Below are 18,877 nucleotides of genomic sequence, written 5' to 3'. Positions count from 1 at the left end.
TCGGCGCCGGCGGGCAGGTCCGTTCCTGAACCTGTCCGGCTCTCCGGGTGGCCGCACGCCACCCGGAGAGATTGTGTTTGCGTGTGCGACATTCGTCCGCTTTCAAGCCTTTGCACCCAGAAGCTGCCTGACTGCTAGCGGCCCAAATGCGGGCGCTTCGGGAGGAGAAGGCCGTGTGACGGTTTCGGCTAGGCTGGACTGACATTTTCTTCGCCCGCGTGGTGTTCGCTGCCCAGCGCGCGCTGGCCGAGCAATGTCACCAGCAGTGCCAACATCGCGGCGGCGACCGAAACCCAGAAGCCGTTCTGCGCGCCGAAGCTGTCGACCACCCAGCCGGTGAGGAACGCGCCCAGTGCCATGCCGATGCCGATGCCGGTCATCACCCAGGTCACGCCCTCGGTCAGCACCTCCGGCGGCGCGCGCCGCTCCACAAGGCCGAAAGCTGTGATGAAGGTCGGTGAGACTGCGACACCGCTAACGAAGATTGCGGCCACTAGGGAGGGCACACTGCCCACCAGCAGCAGCGGCAGGGTGGTCAGCAGCAGCACACCGAGCACCACCAGCAGTTGTCGATGCAACGGGAAACGCAAGTTGAGCGCGCCAAGGATTAGCCCGACGACGAACGAGCCGAGCGCGTAGACACCGATCACGAGGCTGGCCGCGCCGGGCTGGCCGAAATCGCGAGTCAGCGCAACGGTGGTGACCTCGGCGGTGGCGAAGATCGAGCCGACAAACACCAGCGCCAGTGTGACGAGTTGGACCGGACGCAGCAGGATCGCCGAGCGGTGCGGGCGTCCCCCGACCGCGCGCACTTTGGGCTCGGTGGCGCGCTGGAGCACAAAGGCGGTCATTCCAACCGCGAGCAGCAGCGTCGAGACGAGCACGCCCGCTTCAGGGAACAGGCCGACGCTCAGACCTACCGAGACCGAAGCCCCGCCGATGTAGACGAGCTCGTCCGCCACCGATTCGAACGCAAAGGCAGTGTTGAGCTCCGGCCTGTCGCGGAAAATCTCGGTCCATCGGGCACGGACCATCGCGGGCATGCTTGGCATGGCCGCGGCAGCGAGCGCGGTGGCGAACAGTGTCCAGGCCGGCCAGTCCAAATGTGTCGCGAGCATCAGCAACGCGAAGGCCGCCACCGCGATCACGGTGGTCGGGATCAGCAGGCGGGTCTGACCGTGGCGATCGACCAGTCGGGAGATCTGCGGTGCGGAAAAGGCGTTGGTGAGGGCGAAGGTCGCGGCTACCGCGCCGGCGAGCCAATAGCCGTTTCCCGCTTGCGCGACCATCGTGACGATTCCGATCGGCGCCATCGCGACCGGCAGCCGGGCGACGAACCCGGCGGCGGCAAACCCCTTGGTCCCGGGCGCGCGAAAAATCTCGCGATAGGTTCCGAACATGTCGACCCTCTCGTCGCTGGAAATGCAAGCGTTCCCGACTTACATACGCTTCGTATGTGACTGAGGTGGTGACATACGCGGCGTATGTCAATGCTGCGTTCGTAGAAAAGCGAGGACTTGAATGTCACGCAGATCGCGTCCCGAAATGATCGCGGAAACCCGCGCCAAGTTGATCGCCGTGGCGCGCAAGGCATTTGCGACGCATGGCTATGCCGAGGCGTCGATGGACGATTTCACTGCCGAAGCAGGGCTTACCCGCGGCGCGCTCTATCATCATTTTGGAGGCAAGCGGGGTTTGCTCGAGGCGGTGATCGAGCAGATCGATGCCGAGTTGGCCGAGCGGTTGGCCGCGGTCGCCGCGGCGGCACCGACCCGCTGGGAAGGGCTGGTCCAAGAGAATATTGGCTATATCCAGCTTGCGCTAGAGCCCGACGTGCAGCGCATTATGTTGCGCGACGGGCCGGCAGTTCTGGGCGATCCAGCGAACTGGCCCGGCGCGCTCGCGTGCATCGCGTCGATCCGCGGCAATATCGAGCGGCTTCAGGCGGACGGCGTCGTCCGCGCGGACATCGACCCCGAAGCGGCGGCGCGTATGATCACCGGCTCTTCAACTGACGCAGCGCTGTGGATTGCCAATTCGGCCGACCCCGCGGAGATCTCGCGTCGCGTGATCCCGGCGTTCAAGGCGATGCTGGAAGGTTTGCTCGCCAGTCTCTGAGGTCGCCAAGGCCCCCGACGAGAGCAGTCACGCGAGGATGGCGTGCCCGCATAATCGCGCCCAGAAAGCGTTAACGGCAACCGCGCGTAGCTGCTCTGCGCCCGATTTCAGTCATTTGACATCCCCACCACCGCCGCCAAAAGCAGCCGTTCGTTCATTTGGCTGGTCGGCGGTTGATAACGACGGACTTTGGCATTCACCTGCGGGGCCGTTTTGGCGGCAATCCGCGCAATATAATTGCGGGTGTCCACGCCCCGCGTCGTTGATTACACGGACCGGTGTGGGGAGGAATCACTTGCCCCCTCTCGAAACGTAACACAACGACTGGCGGGGCTATTGGAATGCTACAGTCGGACGGCCTCATGTTCGGTGATGTTGTGTTGGATCGCAGCGGCCTGTTCGCGCATCGCGACGGCAAACAGATCCGGTTTACCCGTAGCGAGCGGGCGCTCCTTTTGGCGCTGTCGCGGCAACCGCACAGCCTGATGCGGCGCAGCCAATTGCTCGACGCGATTGCATCGACGGATTCGGACATCTCGGATCGCAACATCGATTTTCTAATCAACCGGCTCCGTGCAAAGCTGGGCGACAGCGCACGATCTCCCAGATTCATCGCCACGCAATATGGCGAGGGCTATGTGTGGATCGCCGCCCGATCGCCGGTTGCCGCCCCGAAACAGGATCGCGCGCCCGCGAACGAAATTCTGGCGATTGTCCCTGCCGTCCCCCGGCAGGATGCGCGCTTGGCCAAACAGGCAGAGGCCATCACCGGACAGATGCGTGACAGGATCGTGGGCGCGATCGGCCCGGGCCAGGCCGTGATCGTCATGGGCAGCGAAGCGGGGATCACGACACGATATCTGCTGAACGTACGCTATCAGGAAGGCGGCGCCGGCCTGTGTTGCATGGCCACGCTTCGGGAGGTCCAGTCACGGCGCATCCTCCGGGCGCTTCGGATTGAGATCGAAAGCGGCGATGCCACGCCGCGCACGCCCGAGATCGAACGCGCCGCGAACGATGTCGTCGAGGCGCTGCAGCGAAATCTGGCCGAGGCGTCGGAAGGGCTGGGCACGCCGACCGACCAGCCACTCGAGATCCGCCTTCGCAAGGCAACGACATTGCTATCGGCCTCCAACCCGGAATGGCTGGAGAAAGGCCTGCAACTGCGCGCTGCGCGCGAGCAGAACCCGGCCAGTGCGGACCTCGCGCTCCAGTGGTGTCTGCATCTGTTCGCACGCCTCGTCCTCACCAATCCATTCACGGGCATCAGCCGCGGCGAGCGCGACGATCTGGAGAGCGAAATCGAAGCGACCGTTCTGGAATGCCTGCCACTCATCGAGAGCAATCCCCTGCTGATGCTGGCCGCCGCCAAGCTTCTCTACTTCGTCGACCGCGGTCACCTGGAGCTGGCGGAGGATCTCGCGGAGCGGGCCTTCGCCCGCACGGCGGATTTTGCAGCCGCCCTGCCGATACTCGGGCAACTCCGGCAGGCGCGCGGCAACTTTCCCGCTGCGGTGGCTTTCTTCGATCGCGGTATCGAGATGGCGGATCCCGGTTCCGAGTTCGAGACGCACATGCGTGTCCTGAAGTGCATCGCGCTGCTGGCCGCCGGCGATCGCGAAGCACTGAAGGCAGAGGCGCCCGCTTATGAAAGCCCGCATTCCCCGCCTGCACTCCGCGTGATGGTCGCCGTTCTGGTCACCCCGCCCGGTGACGCGATACCGCAGGTGGCCACGGACGTCCTTGTCGCCGCCGGTCCCGAAGGCGCACGCAATGCAATCGAGTTCACCTACATGACGTCCGCGCGCCAGCTCACCTCGCCAGAGGCGCGCGCCAACATCGTCCATGGGCTTCTTGCCCACCTGACCCGGCTGCACGGCGCGGGCGTCATTCCGCCGGTCGTAATGACGGGCCTCAACGCGCCGATCTGAGCGCGCGGTCACGCACATTTTCGCACGCCGTTCGGGGCGGCGGCGCATTCGTGCCATTTTCAAATATTGCGCAAACAATCGCCTGCTACCGGCGGCTCGACTGTCCAGATCGTCTGGTCCCCATAGCTCGCCCGGCCTCCAGCCGGGGTCGGTCTGATGGGACACCTTGTCCTTCGATACGCCGGAGCCTGCCATGTCCGCTTCTTCGTCACGCCCGCGCAAAACCGATCTTCTGCGGCTGTTCCTCATCGCAGGGGTCTCGGTTCCAGCCCTTCTGGTGGCGTGCGCGAAGCCGGCCATGGCCCAGGCGGTCGTCAACGATGGCGAAACGCGGGAGTTGCAAGGGAACTGGACCGTGATCGAGGATCTGACGCTGAGCGGCAGCGGCACGGCCGGAAGCGGCGCGTTGCGCAATCTGTCGGGCACCAACGTCGTCACCGGCGACATCACGCTGGCAGGGGACACCTGGCTCCGTGCAGATACCGCTCCGATCGGTCTGCCCGCATCCACATTGGTGGTGGCCGGTGGGCTCGACGGCGGGGGTTTCGATCTGACGACCACAGGCACCGGCCGGATATTGATCCACTCCCCTCTCACCAACATATCATCGCTGACGCAGATTGAGGGGCGCCTCACGCTGGATGATACGAACACCTTTACCGGTCCCGTCACCATCAACGGCGGCTATCTCGAGCTGCTAAACGGCCAGGCCCTGGCTGACACCGTCGCGCTTACCGTCAACACCGGCGCGGCCGTGCACATCGCCAATTCGGAAACGATCGGATCGCTGTCCGGTGGCGGAAGCGTCTTTGCGGCGGAGGACCCCTTTGCAGTGGGCGCCCCCGTGACGCTGACGGTCGGCGGCAACAATGCTTCGACGACCTTCTCCGGATCGCTCCAGGACGGCGGTGCCAATGTAGCCCTCTTCGCCAAGATCGGCACCGGCACGCAGACGCTGACCGGCGCCAACAGCTATTCCGGCATTACCACCATCAGCGGCGGCACGCTGCAGATCGGCAATGGCGGCACGACCGGCACGCTGGGCACGGGAAATGTCATCAACAACGCAGCGCTGCGGTTCAACCGGTCCAACGCCTACGCCGTTGCCAACCGGATCCAGGGCACCGGCACGGTCACGATCGCGGGCACCGGACCGATCAGGTTCACCAACTTAAACACGTATAGCGGCGCTACGACGATCCTGTCTGGCGCCACGCTGACCATTGCGAACTCGCTCGCGCTGGGTTCGAACGCCAGCGGCACGACCATCCAGAACGGTGGTACGCTGGAGCTGCAGGCTAGCATCTCCGTCGCCGAGGATCTGACGCTGAGCGGCAGCGGCACGGCCGGAAGCGGCCCGCTGCGCAACCTGTCGCAGCAGAATTTGGTCACCGGCGCCGTTAATCTGGCGGGAGACACGCTGCTCCGTGCGGATGGCGATCCGAACGGCCCGCCGCTGTCCGAAATGCGGTTGACCGGCGCGTTCAACGGTGGCGGCTTTACGCTGTCGACGACGGGCACCGGCCGGATCTCGCTCACCGGCAATATCAGCAATCTGTCGTCGCTGACGCAGGACGATGGGGTGCTTGCGCTCCTTGGGACGAACACGTTCACCGGACCGGTCACCGTCAACGGGGGCTCCTTGCAGCTGGCGAACGGTCAGGCCCTGGCCGATACTGTCGCGCTTACGGTCAACACCGGCGCGGTCGTTCAGCTCGGCGCGCCTTCGGAGACGGTCGGGTCGCTGGCGGGCGGCGGACGCATCATGGCGGCCATCGGCCCCGCGACGCTGATGGTCGGCGGCAACAACGTTTCGACCACCTTCTCGGGATCGATCGAGAATGGCGGTGCCAATGTGACCAGCTTCGCCAAGATCGGCACCGGCACGCTGACGCTGTCTGGCAACAACAGCTACACCGGCACGACGACGATCAGTGGTGGCACGCTGCGGGTGGGCAATGCCGGCACGACGGGCGCATTGGGCACCGGAAATGTCGTCAACAACGCGGCGCTCGTGTTCAACCGCAGCAACGCGCTGACGATTGAAGGTGCGATCAGCGGCGGCGGCACGGTTCAGCAGATCGGCATCGGCACAACGATCCTGACCGGCAACAACAGCTTTACCGGGATCACGACGATCAACAGCGGCACGTTGCAGATCGGTAATGGCGGCACGACCGGCACGCTGGGCAGCGGGAATGTCGCCACCAATGCGGTGCTGGCGTTCAACCGCAGCGACGTGCTGACGGTCGCCAATATCATTACGGGCGGGGCCAGCGGCAGCCTCAACCAGCTCGGCAGCGGCACGACGATCCTGACCGGCGCCAACACCTATACCGGCACGACTGCAGTCTCGGCCGGGATCCTCAACATCCGCAACGGCGGCGCGCTCGGGTCTTCGGCCGGCGGCACGACCGTCTTTACCGGCGCCGCGCTCGAGCTGCAGGGCGGGATCACCGTCGCCAGCGAAGTGCTGATCCTGTACGGTACCGGCGCCGCCAACGGCGGCGCATTGCGCAACGTCTCCGGGAACAACGTCTGGGGCAGTGCTGTCTCGCTAGGATCGGATTCGCGGATCGTCGTCGAGGACGGTGCCGCGCCCGGCGTGGATGAATTGGTCCTGCAGTCGTTGCTTGCGGGCAACGGCAACGCGCTTACGGTGGCGGGCGCCGGGCGGCTGACCATCAACGGACCGGTTACCGGGCTGAGCGCGTTGACGATGGACGGCACCGGCACCTTATCGCTGGCCGGCGGGGGCTATTCCGGCGCGACGATTGTCAATGGCGGCACGCTGTCGCTGCGGGCCAACACCCTCTTCACCAGCGACTTCACGGTGAACGGTGGTGGCACGCTCTCGCTGGCAGCGGACAATATTCTGCAGAGCCTGTCGGGCGCTGGAATCGTGACCGGCAACGGCTTTAATCTCCAGCTGCGCGATGGCGGCAGCTTCGGTGGCGCGCTCAGCGGCGTGAATACGCTCACGCTTTCGGGCGGCACCTTCGCGGTCACTGGCGCTGGCAGCCTGGCCACCAGCATCAACCTTTTGGCAAATGCGGCATTCGACATTTCGGGCGTCAACGGCAGTGATTTTGCCGTGAGCCGGATTGGCGGCAACGGCAACATCTTGCTGGGAGCAAAGACGCTCGTGTTGAGCGGCGCCGGCGGTGACAGCGTGTTCGCCGGCAGGATCGCGGGCAGCGGCGGTCTCACCGTCACCGGCGGCATGCAAACGTTGTCCGGCGACAACACCTATACCGGCGTCACCACCGTCACCAATGGAACGCTGCAACTCGGCGACGGCGGCACTTCCGGATCGGTCGCGGGCGCCATTGCGCTCGCCGGCGGCACGCTCGCGATCAACCGCTCGGACGATATCGCGCTCGGCAACATCACCGGCACCGGCGGCTTCGTGCAGAACGGCACGGGTACCACCCAGTTGACCGGCATCAGCGGACTGACCGGCATTACCGTCGCGCGCGGCGGACTGAGGCTGGTTGGCGATCCCACGACCAGCGCTGCGCTGACGGTCAATGGCGGCACGCTCTATCTGGGCGACTTGACCGGCGGCACTGGCCGCTTCGCGAGCCTGACCGGCCTTGGCGGGGGTGCCATTCAGCTGGGTTCAACCACGCTGACGGCTGGCGACACCGGTTCAACGGCCTTTGACGGCGTGATCTCCGGCACGGGCGGCTTCAATAAGGTGGGCACTGGCGTGCTGACCCTGTCGGGCGCCAACACCTATACCGGCGCCACCGAAGTGCGCGAAGGCACGCTCCGGCTGGGCGCGAACGAAGTCCTGTCCGACGATAGCGTGCTTTGGGTGCTGAACGGCGCAACGCTTGATCTGCAGGGCTTCACCGAGACCGTTGGCAGCTTCTCGATCCAGGGCAATCTGATCGGCAACGGCAAGCTGATTGCGGGCGCCTACCGTTTCTATGGCGGCACGGTCGGCCAGGGGCTCGGCGCGGGTGCGGTCTATCAGATCTCCGGCACTACGTTGCTGCAGGGCACCTCTGACGCCGCAACGGTGCACGTGCAGGGCGGGACGCTTGCGCTCGGCGCGACCGAGCGCCTGTCGGACAGCGCCGCGCTAGATGTCCAGACCGGCGCCACGCTCGACCTCGGTGTCTTCGACGAGACTATCGACACGCTGGCGCTGAGCGGCACGCTGGACGGCACCGGAACGCTTGCCGCGACGAGCTATGCGCTCGACGGTGCGACCGTGAACGCCAATCTCGGCACCGGCACCCTGACCCAGGCAGCCGGTACGTCGCTGCTGAACGGCAGTGCGCGCGCGCAGACGGTGACGGTTTCGGGGGGCATGCTGCGTCTGGGGGCGGCGAACCGTCTGGCGGACAACGCGGCAGTTACAGTGGCAAGCGGCACGACGCTCGATCTCGGCAGCTTCGACGACACGGTGGCGTCGCTGGCACTGGCCGGCACGCTCTCCGGTGCCGGTACGCTCACTGCAGGGACCTACACCCTCGACGGCGCCACGCTCGACGCCAATCTCGGCACCGGCGCGCTGACGCAGACAGGCGGCACTTCCGTGCTGAACGGCAGCGCGGCGGCGCAGACCGTGACGGTTTCCGGCGGCACGCTGCGTCTCGGCGCGGCAAACCGGCTTGCCGACAATGCGGCGGTCACCATTGCCAGCGGCACCACGCTCGATCTCCAGGGCTTCGGCGACGCCATTGGCTCGCTGGCGCTGAACGGCACGCTCTCCGGCGCGGGTACGCTTTCGGCAAGCAGCTACACGCTGAACGGCGCAGCGATCGACGCCAATCTGAACGGCGGAACGCTGACTCAGGTGGGCGGGATCTCGATCCTGCGTGGCGCCGCCACCGGCGCCTCGGGGCGGATCGATGGCGGCACGCTCCAGATCGGCGACGGTGGTACGTCAGGCAGCTTCGCGGGAAACATTGCCGTCACGGCCAATCTCGTCTTCAACCGCAGCGATACGACGAGCTATGCCGGCGCGCTCTCGGGCAATGGCAGCATCACCCAGCGGGGTGGCGTGTTGACGCTCAGCGGCGACAGCTCAGCCTTCGCCGGCACCACCACGGTATCGGGTAGCGGCCTGACGGTGGTCGGCACGCTTGGCGGCGCGGTCGCGGTCGACCAGGGCGCGCTTTCCGGCACCGGCAGCATCGGCGGCGCGATCACCATTGCCGACGGCGCCTCCCTTGTCGGCGCGCAGGGCAGCGTGTTGTCGATGGGTTCGCTCGTGCTGAATGCGGGCGCGATCCTCCAGGTCTCGCTGTCACAGCCTTCGTCATCGGCATTGTTCGACGTCGGTGGGGCATTGACGCTCGACGGCGTGCTCAATGTCCGCACAGGGCCGGGGTATGGCCCCGGCATCTACCGGTTGTTCGATTATGCCGGTACGTTGACCGACAATGGTCTTGCGATCGGCACCATCGACGGCGCTGCGGCAACCGGGCTGAGCGTACAGACCGCGGCCGCGGGCCAGATCAATCTGGTCAATTTGAACAGCGCAACGCTGGCCTTCTGGGACGGCGGCAACACCGCGCTCCATGACGACAATGCAGTCGATGGCGGCGCGGGCAGCTGGAGCGTCGGCGGGCGCAACTGGACGACGCAGAACGGCGCGCTGAACGGCGCGATGACGCCGGTGCCGAGCTTCGCGGTGTTCCAGGGCAATGGCGGCGCGGTGGCGATCGACAACGGCGCCGGCCAGGTTGCCGCCACCGGCATGCAGTTCGCCGCGGACGGCTACACGCTGAGCGGCGGCGCGCTGGCGCTGTCGGGTGCGCGGGCGACGATCCGCGTCGGCGACGGCACGGCAGCGGGCGCGGGCTACACCGCCACCATCGCCTCGGCGCTCACCGGCAGCTCGACCTTGGTCAAGACCGATCTCGGCACGCTCGTGCTGACCGGGGCCAACACCTACACTGGCGGCACCGCGATCGAGGCGGGCACGCTGATCGGCAATGCCGGCTCGATCCAGGGCAATGTCGCCAATGCAGGCGCGCTGGTGTTCGATCAGGCGGCGGGTGGCAGCTATGCCGGCAGCGTCACCGGCACGGGCACAATTACCAAGGCAGGAGTCGGCGCGCTTAACCTGACCGGCGCGAATGCCACCAAATGGTCGGTTACCGGTGGCAGCCTGGTGACGACTACGACGCTGTTCAGCGGCGATGTCGCGCTCAGCGGCGGCACCAGCCTGGTGTTCGATCAGACTGCCGCTGGCACTTATGCCGGCGTGATCGGCGGGTCCGGCCGTTTGGTCCTCCAGGGCGGCGGCGCGGTGATGCTGACGGGCGATAGCTCGGCCTTCGCCGGCAGCGCTACCGTCGGCAACACGCTATCGGTGAACGGCAAGCTCGGCGGCATGGCCGATGTGCTCGCCGGCGGCCGCCTGCAGGGCATCGGTACCATCGGCTCGGCCCGGATCGCCGGCACGGTCGCGCCGGGCAATTCGATCGGCACGCTGACCGTCATGGGCAACCTCAGCTTCCTTTCGGGAAGCACCTATGAGGTGGAAGCCAATGCCGTGGGCCAGAGCGACAATATCGTCGTCGGCGGCAGCGCTGCCATCGCCGGCGGCACCACGGTTACGGTGTTCGCAGCGAACGGCAATTACGCTGCAAACACCACCTATACGATCCTCACCGCGGCGGGCGGCATTGCCGGTACCTTCGCCAACGTGACATCGAACCTGGCCTTTCTGACGCCGACACTGACCTATAGCACTACCTCGGTGGCACTGAACTTGCGGCGCAACACGATCGACTTCGCCACGATCGCCCAGACCAGCAATCAGCGCGCCGTCGCCCCGGCGGTCGAAGCGCTGGGCCTTGGCAATTCGGTGTTCGACGCCACCGTCGTGCTAACCGCGCCCGAGGCGCGCGCAGCGTTCGATCAGCTTGCCGGCTCGGACTATGCGAGCATGCGTGGCCGTCTGGTCGAGGACAGCCGCTTTCTGCGCGACGCGATGCTGGCGCGTTCCGAGCTTGGCGGGGTCGAGGGCCTGTCGGTCTGGGGCCGTGCGATCGGTTCGTCGGTCACGATGGACGGCAACACCGAGGCCCAAGGCTATAATCGTTCGACCAAGGGCTTCCTGACCGGCTTCGACGGTTCGCTCGGCGCCAGTTGGCGAGCGGGCGTGGCGCTCGCTTTTGCCGATAGCGAGTTGCGCACCGGCAATGCCACGCACAATGCCGACAGCTACAGCGCCGGTGGCTATTTGCTCGGTTCCTACGGCGCGCTGCGCGTGCAGCTGGGCGGTGCATATAGCTGGCACGATGTCCGTTCGCTGCGCAGCGTCGCATTCGGCGATCTCGCCCAGGTGCTGGTTGACCAATACGACGCCCGGACCTTTCAGGTCTTCAGCGAAGTCGGTGCCAAGACCGATCTCGGCGGATTCGAGCTCCAGCCGTTCATCGGGGTGGCGCATGTCACCGTGTTCGACGGGGGGATCGCCGAGCATGGCGGCTCCGCCGCGCTTTCCGGCGGCGCCGATAGCGTCAAGGTCACTTATGGCAATGTCGGCCTGCGCACCAGGCTGGCGTTCAATCTCGGTGAGACCGAGTTGCGGCTCGCGGGTTCGGCAGCGCTGCGCAGGACCTTCGGCGACCATGTGCCGGCGGTCGATCTGCGCTTCGCCGGCGGTGCGCCGTTCCAGGTGCAGAGTGTGCCGCTCGATCGCATCAGCGGCGTGGTCGATGCCGGGATCGAATTCGATCTCGGCAAGTCCACCGTGCTCGGCATTTCCTATACCGGCGCTTATGGTTCGCGCACGACCGACCACGGTGGTCGTGCAGCGATTAGCATACGGTTCTAACCACCGCATCTGCTCGGATGTGGTCCATCGCGAATGTCCGCTTTCCGCCCTCGAGGCCTTGAAACTGCCAGTCCGCCTGCGGCCCAGAACCGGTCGTCGAAAGCTGGAGTGGGGAGTGGCTGAAAATGGGCCGCTAGCTGCCTGTCCGCTTCTCGTTGCGAAAGCGCCAAAGCAGCCGTGGAACACGTGGCGGTAGCAAAACACCAATTCTCCACGCTCCGAATGCGGGATCGGGGCTTCGATTTGTATGTGTGACAACTACAAATGTTACGCTACCTTAATCAACGGATCGTATTTGTTCCAACGCACCAGCCTCTTCGAGTGTTTATGACGACCGACGGGAATGAACGCCAGCGTGCCCTCGATCCGCTTGCGTATCAGCAAAGCGTGATCGACCACCTCAAGCGCGAGGAACCGCACGCATGGGAATGGTCGTCCTCGGCTGGGTCGGACCGGGAAGCCGACGAGGTTCGCGACTCCATGCTGCGCGACACCTATCGGATCGAGCAGACCGGTCATCCCCAGGTGTTCGAGGCCTGCCGGACGGCAATGACGCGGGTCGGCATCGAAGCGCCGGTCACACTGTACCAAGCCACCGATGGCAGCATGAATGCCTCGCTGGTCTACGTACCCGGCGAAGTCCATCTCGTCTTCTTCGGCCCGATCCTCGAAAAGCTCAACCCAGCCGAGCTGCTGGCGCTAATGGGGCACGAACTCGCGCATTATCTCCTGTGGTCGATGGCTGAACGCGACCATTATCGCGCCAGCCGGGTCCTCGACCATGCGCTGTCCTATTCCGACGCCAAGCCGTCCCACCGCGAGACTGCACGGCTGCTGAGCCTGCATACCGAACTATTCGCCGATCGCGGAGCGGCGCTCGCCGCCGGTGCGCCCGGCCCGGCCATCGCGGTGCTGGTCAAGGTGATGACCGGGCTCTCCAACGTCGATCCCGACGCCTATCTGCGGCAGGCCGCAGAGATCGAGGCCAAGAGCGACAAGTCACAAGGCCTGTCGCATCCCGAGATCTATTTGCGCGCGCGTGCGCTACAACTCTGGTGGGACGGCGATCCCGGTCTCGACGCATGGCTGCGCAAGCATCTCCACGGTCCGCTCTCGATCGAGGCGCTCGACCTGATGGGCCAGAGCAAGCTGACACAGATGACGCGCGCCTTCCTCGCCCGCTTCCTGACCGAGATCGAGGAGCCCGGCGCCGAGATCGTCACGCAGCTGCGCGCGGTCTTCGCCGATTTCGGGCGACAGGAGGAACGCCTGCTCGACCTCGCCGAGATCGGCGTCGAATGGATCGACGATGCCACCCGCGACTATTTCGTCGCGCTGATGTTTGACGTCGCCATGGCCGATCCCGACGCAACCGATGCGGTCATGCTCGCCGCGGCGAAGACCGCAGCGGAGATCGGCGCGACCGAGCGCCTCACCGGCGCGCTGCGGCGTGATCTCAAATGGACCAAGACGCGCAGCGACAGGCTGGTGACACAGGCGGCGAAGGCAGTATGAACACGCAGCCGATCGACACAGCCGAAAGCCCCCACGCGACGCCCGCACGTACGCTGCGTATGGTAATTCAGGATGGCAGGCTGCTGCCATCCGACGATCTGGTACACGCCGTGCTTGGCCTGATGCGGCAAGTGGCGCAACTGCACGCCGAGGGCCGGGTCGCGCGCCTCGCCCTCGACACCGTGATCGAACTCGACGACGGCCGGCTGGCTTTGGCCGACCCCGTGGGGATTCCGCCGTCCGGCAACCTCAAAGCAATCCATGCCGTGCAGCCGCAGCTTTCGAGCGCGCTCAAGCTCGTCGGCAACTATCGCGTAACGCAAGACGAGGAGCGCGGCACCAGGATCGACGATCTGCGCGTGCTCGACGGCGACGAGCTTACGATCGAAAGTCCCGCTTATGTGACGCGGCTGCGCAGCTGGGAGATCGAGCTCGGTCACCATGACGAGATCACGGATGTGTTTCAGCTCGGCATGATCATGGCGTCGCTCGCTTGCGGTCTCGATCCGGCTAATGTCGAGGACCTTGGGCGGTTCTCCCTGGGTCGCGACAATTTGTTCGCCATCGCCCCGAGACTGCATCCGGTGATCGCCTCGCTCATCCTCGAGGCGACCGAGCTGAATCGCCATGAGCGCGCCCACGACCTGGCCGAACTGGCGCGGCGGCTCGACACGTGGCGCGATCAGCCGACGGGCATCGCAGTCGAGCGCGTGCTCGCCGAGGCGCGAGGCGTGCCTGGGCGCCGCACGGCCGTGCTCGCACACTTGCGGGACCGGCTGTTCGATCTGTCGCGCCGCAACCGGCTCATTCACTTCCGCTCCACCCAGAGCTCGGTCAACTTCACCGATGCCAGCATCCCGATCGTCATGCGCATCGAAAGCGTCCGGGCAGATTCGCTGTGCACGTGGAAGGGGCAGTTCGCGAAGGACCTGCTGGGCGCCAAGCCGGTGTCGCTCAATCGCTGGCTGCGCTTCGAGGACCAGCCCCAGATCCCATCGCAGCTCGACAGGATCATCCAGGAAAACCGCCGCAACCGCAACGAATATGGCTTTTCGAGCCTGCGCCTGACGGTGGCCTTCCTGCATTGGCACAATCTCAAGGAAGCGCCCGAGGAACGCATCAGCTCGCCGCTGCTTTGGCTGCCGGCCGAAGTCGCCAGACGCAAGGGCGTGCGCGACCAATATGTGCTGAGTTGCCAGGACCCGGTCGCCGAATTCAACCCGGCGCTGCGTCACATGCTGCGCCAGCTTTACGACATTGATCTGCCCGAGACAGTCGACTTGTCGGAAACCCCGATCGAAGCGATCCATCAGGCGATCCGCGCCCAAATCCACGAAAGCGCGCCGGGCGTGCGGCTCGAACTGCAGGAGCGTCCGGCGATCCGCCTGATCCTGCAGCGCGCCGTGCAGCGAGTGAATCGCTTCAATCGGCGGCGCTCGGGTCAGAAGGAGACGATCCGCGCCAAGGCCGACTTCAATTATTCGCGCGACGACTATCGTCCCCTCGGACTCGCTTTGTTCGAGAAATTCGTCAAACCCGATCCGCTGCCGCAGCGGCTGGCGGCCGGCGGCGGCCACATACCCAAGCGCGAGTTCATGGTCGCCGAGACCGAAGCCACCGCCTACGGCAAGGCCGGCGGCGAAGGACATAAGTTCTCCTGGGAAATCGACCTCACCCAGGTCACGCTGGCGAACTTCAATTACAAGAAGATGTCCTTGGTGCGCGACTACAACGCGCTGATCGAAACGCCCGAGCCGCAGCCCGCCTTCGACCAGGTGTTCTCGATCGAGCCGCGCCCCTTCGTCGAGGACGCGCCGCCGCCGATCCCGCCCACTCAGCAGTGGAGCGTGGTGCCGAGCGACGCGACACAGGAGCAGGCGGTCGCCTTCGCCCGCACCGCCCGCAGCTTCATCATTCAGGGCCCGCCGGGCACGGGCAAGTCGCAAACCATTACCAATCTGATCGCCGACTTCGCCGGACAGGGTAAGCGTGTGCTGTTCGTGTGCGAAAAGCGCGCCGCGCTCGACGTGGTGTTCCACCGTCTCGGGCAGGCGGGCCTCGATGGCCTGGCAACGATCATCCATGATTCGCAGGACGACAAGAACGCCTTCATCGCCGACCTGCGCGAGCAATATGAACGCTGGGGCCGCACGACGGACGGGCTGGAGGACGCGCACGCCGCGCGCACGCAGACGGTGGCGGCGCTCGAAGGGCATCTTCACCAGATCGCCGAATTCGAGGCGGCGGTGGGTCGCACTGGCGCCGACGGCGAACCGCCGTTGCGCGACCTCGTGCGGCGCGCCGCGGCCCTTCCTCCCGTCGGAGCGGAGATCGGCCCCGCCGCGCGCGAGACGCTTCCGTCCCTCGCGTTATGGGACGCGCAGCGCGATATGGCGGTTCGTGTGTTTCGCGGGTTGCACCAGATCGTGGGCGCGCAGAGCCTCGCGGTGCATCCTTTCGCCAGGCTGTGTGGCCGGCTGCTGCGCGAAGAGCGTCCTTATACTGCGGTGGAGGCCGCGACGCAGCGCGCCGAAGTGCAGCTGCAACGGCTCGATGAACTGCTCGACGATGCGGCCGTACCGCTCGCGGGCAGTTCGACCCTCGCCGATACGCGCGACGTCGCGGCGCTGGCGGAGCAGTTGGTGGCGACAGGTCTCGCCGCCGCATCCGACCTGCTCGATCGATCGTCGCCGCAATCGCAGACGCTGGACGCGGACCTGGCCACCATCGCCGTGCTCAAGACTGCCGAACAGGCAGCTGCGCGGACGGCGCATGCCTGGCACGACCCGCTCGACGCCGCGGATACCGCGGCTGCGCTGGAGCTCGCGAGAGCCAAGGAAGGCTCGTTGTTCGCGGTGTTCAGCGGGAGCTGGCGCGCACTTAAGGCGACCATCCGGACACGCTACGACTTCGCCTCGCACGTCGTCGCGCCGAAGGTCAGCACGGTGCTCGAGGCGCTCGCCGCACTGCACCAGGCGCGCGAGGCGCATACGTCCGCCCGCACCGCGCTGGAGCGGCGGATAGGCACGACGGACCTCGCCGGCCTGCTCGACATGCGCGCGCGGCTGGGCGACGCTGCGCCTGGCGGCGCTGTTGGTGCCACATTGGCGCTGGCCAGATCGGGCGACAGGCAAGCGCTCGCGTGCATCGCCCGGCATGCCCCCACGCTGCGTGCCCTCGACGCCACGCTCGACGGCGCGCTCGACGCGCCCGATCTGCTGACGCTCGACGAGCTCGCCGAGCTGCTGCGCGACTTACGCGAGAATCTAGACGACCTTCCCGACCTCCTGCCGCATCTCGCGGAAGTTCATAACGCTCCGGCGGCGGTCGCCGCTGCGCTCACTCGCCTGCCGCTGCCGCTGGCGTCGATCGAGGCCCTGGTGCTCGATGAGGCGATTGCCGCGCGCGAACGCGCCAATCCCGATATCCGCCGATTCGACGTCGACCGCATGATCGCGCTTTCGCGCCGCGTCGCGGCGGCGCGTGACCTGCTGCGCGACCAGAATTCCGCAGCGATCCGCGCCACGCTGCACCGGCAGTTCCGCGACCACGTCAAGCTATCCGAGACCTCGATAACGCAACTCGACAATGCTGCGCGCGGGTTCAAAAAAGTCTACGCCACCGGTCGCCGCGAGCTCGAGCACGAATTCGGCAAATCAATGCGCTACAAGTCGATCCGCGAACTCGCCAGCGGCGACAGCGGGCGGGTCGTCAACGACCTCAAGCCGATATGGCTGATGAGTCCGCTGTCGGTGTCCGATACCCTGCCGCTCGCGCCCGATCTGTTCGACGTGGTGATCTTCGACGAGGCGAGCCAGATCCCGACCGAGGACGCGGTCCCGGCGCTGTGCCGCTCGCGCCAGGTCGTGATCGTCGGCGACGAGATGCAGCTGCCGCCGACGAGCTTCTTCTCTACTGCGCAATCGGACGACGAGATGGAAGTCACGGCGGAGGAGGACGGCGAGCGCATAGCCATCGTGCTCGATGCCGACAGTCTTCTGAGCCAGGCCGCGCGCAATCTGCCGGCGACGCTGCTCGCCTGGCACTATCGCAGCCGGTTCGAGGCGCTGATCAGCTTTTCCAACGCCGCCTTCTATGCCGGCGATCTCGTCACCATCCCCGATCGCACGTTGCGCCGCCGCCATAAAGGCGGCGAGCCGGTACAATCCGACAGCGACGAGGCCTGGGCAGCCGGCGCCGAGCGCCTGTTGTCGGCACCGATCACCACGCACCGCGTGGCCGACGGGGTCTATGATCGCCGCGCGAACCTCCCCGAGGCGCGCTACATCGCCGGGCTGGTGCGCGAACTGCTGGCGCGCGAGACCGGCCAGAGCATCGGCATCGTCGCCTTCTCCGAAGCCCAGCAATCGGAAATCGAGGACGCGCTCGAGCGGCTCGCTGCCGAGGACGACGCGTTTTCCACCGCACTCACGCGCGAAGTCGAGCGCGAGGAGAACGGGCAGTTCAGTGGGCTGTTCGTCAAGAATCTCGAGAACGTGCAGGGCGACGAGCGCGACGTGATCCTGATGAGCGTGTGCTATGCCCCCGACTCCGACGGGCGCATGGCGATGAACTTCGGCCCGATCAACCAGCGCGGCGGGGAGAAGCGGCTCAATGTCATCTTCAGCCGCGCCAAGCGACACATGGCGATCGTCTCGACCATCGCGCCCGAGGCGATCACCAACATCCACAATGATGGCGCTCGAGCACTACGCAGCTTCCTCGCCTTCGCCGAGGCGCAGTCGGCGGGGGCCGAGGACAGCGCCCAGGCGGTGCTGGCGACGCTCAACCCCGATGCCGCGCGCGTCTTCGACGCCCAGCTGCCCCCCGATCCAGTGCGCGAGGCCATGGCCGCGGCGCTGCGCGCGAAGGGGCACGAAGTGCACGAGCATGTGGGCGGGGCGAGCTTCCGCTGCGACCTTGCCGTGCTCGAGCCGGGGGGAGAAGGCTATGCGCTCGGCGTGCTGCTCGACCGCGCGGCGACTGGCCCCGACGCGATCGAGGAGCGCTTCGTCTTCCGTCCGGGCATATTGCGCGCCTTTGGCTGGCGCGTGGTCGATGTTCCGGTGACCAGCTGGCTGCGGGCGCGCGACGCGGTGATCGAGCGCATTGAGCAGGAGTTGCGGCGATCGAGCTGGGACCTCGCCGAGGCCGATCCCTTGGGCGGTACCAACCTACCCCCCCTGCCGACCGCGTCGGCCGCTGCCACCGAGGTCAAGACTGGAAACGGCGGCGCTGTCGCGCCAACAGGGGCCGCAGGGGAAGATGCACAGCCCTTTGTCGGCATGACCGAATATCGATTGGTCGCAGGCACCTCGAACAAGTTCTGGCGCGTTGGAGTCGCGGGCACCGATCTGATCGTCGAGTTCGGCCGCGTCGGCACCAAGGGTCAGCGCGTGGTCAAGAGCTTCGAGGATGAGGACCGCGCCCGCCGCGAGGCGAGCAAGTTGGCTTTCGAGAAGACCCGCAAGGGCTATGAGGAAGTCGGCTGATCCCGCCGCCGGGC

Annotated in this window: 6 protein-coding genes and 1 pseudogene; 5 read left to right on the top strand and 2 right to left on the bottom strand. The window is 66.2% G+C overall.

Annotated elements, in window-relative coordinates:
- Positions 1–188 precede the first annotated feature (188 nt).
- Positions 189–1,400, bottom strand: a complete 1,212-nt coding sequence (locus tag CVN68_RS19130; RefSeq protein WP_100283605.1) for an MFS transporter — start codon at positions 1,398–1,400, stop codon at positions 189–191.
- A 121-nt stretch (positions 1,401–1,521) separates the two neighbouring features.
- Here CVN68_RS19130 and CVN68_RS19125 point away from each other — a divergent pair, with 121 nt between their 5' ends.
- Positions 1,522–2,118, top strand: coding sequence for a TetR/AcrR family transcriptional regulator (locus CVN68_RS19125; RefSeq protein ID WP_100283604.1), 597 nt, complete (start codon positions 1,522–1,524; stop codon positions 2,116–2,118).
- Positions 2,119–2,225: 107 nt separating this feature from the next.
- Here the strand turns inward: CVN68_RS19125 and CVN68_RS23430 are convergent, their stop codons facing one another.
- On the bottom strand, positions 2,226–2,369 hold the full coding sequence (locus tag CVN68_RS23430) for a hypothetical protein (RefSeq protein WP_158298962.1): 144 nt from the start codon (positions 2,367–2,369) through the stop codon (positions 2,226–2,228).
- 90 nt (positions 2,370–2,459) lie between these two features.
- Between CVN68_RS23430 and CVN68_RS19120 the strand changes: the two genes are divergently transcribed.
- The 4 genes and pseudogenes from CVN68_RS19120 (at position 2,460) to CVN68_RS19105 (ending at position 18,863) form a co-directional block, all read left to right on the top strand.
- Positions 2,460–4,049, top strand: a complete 1,590-nt coding sequence (locus CVN68_RS19120; RefSeq protein ID WP_100283603.1) for a winged helix-turn-helix domain-containing protein — start codon at positions 2,460–2,462, stop codon at positions 4,047–4,049.
- 193 nt (positions 4,050–4,242) lie between these two features.
- Positions 4,243–9,957: pseudogene (locus CVN68_RS19115) on the top strand (beta strand repeat-containing protein); the annotation flags it as partial.
- 2,226 nt (positions 9,958–12,183) lie between these two features.
- On the top strand, positions 12,184–13,371 hold the full coding sequence (locus CVN68_RS19110) for a M48 family metalloprotease (RefSeq protein WP_233503433.1): 1,188 nt from the start codon (positions 12,184–12,186) through the stop codon (positions 13,369–13,371).
- On the top strand, positions 13,368–18,863 hold the full coding sequence (locus CVN68_RS19105) for an AAA domain-containing protein (protein WP_100284541.1): 5,496 nt from the start codon (positions 13,368–13,370) through the stop codon (positions 18,861–18,863). The genes CVN68_RS19110 and CVN68_RS19105 overlap by 4 nt, the downstream gene beginning before the upstream one ends.
- Positions 18,864–18,877: the final 14 nt, after the last annotated feature.

The organism is Sphingomonas psychrotolerans (assembly GCF_002796605.1).
Taxonomy (GTDB): Bacteria; Pseudomonadota; Alphaproteobacteria; order Sphingomonadales; family Sphingomonadaceae; genus Sphingomonas; species Sphingomonas psychrotolerans.
This window is presented reverse-complemented; position numbering and strand designations above follow the sequence as displayed.

Bases quoted from the DNA above. Each gene is read 5' to 3' on its own strand.
- CVN68_RS19130 (WP_100283605.1), bottom strand. From the start codon at position 1,400: ATGTTCGGAACCTATCGCGAGATTTTTCGCGCGCCCGGGACCAAGGGG.
- CVN68_RS19125 (WP_100283604.1), top strand. From the start codon at position 1,522: ATGTCACGCAGATCGCGTCCCGAAATGATCGCGGAAACCCGCGCCAAG.
- CVN68_RS19120 (WP_100283603.1), top strand. From the start codon at position 2,460: ATGCTACAGTCGGACGGCCTCATGTTCGGTGATGTTGTGTTGGATCGC.
- CVN68_RS19110 (WP_233503433.1), top strand. From the start codon at position 12,184: ATGACGACCGACGGGAATGAACGCCAGCGTGCCCTCGATCCGCTTGCG.
- CVN68_RS19105 (WP_100284541.1), top strand. From the start codon at position 13,368: ATGAACACGCAGCCGATCGACACAGCCGAAAGCCCCCACGCGACGCCC.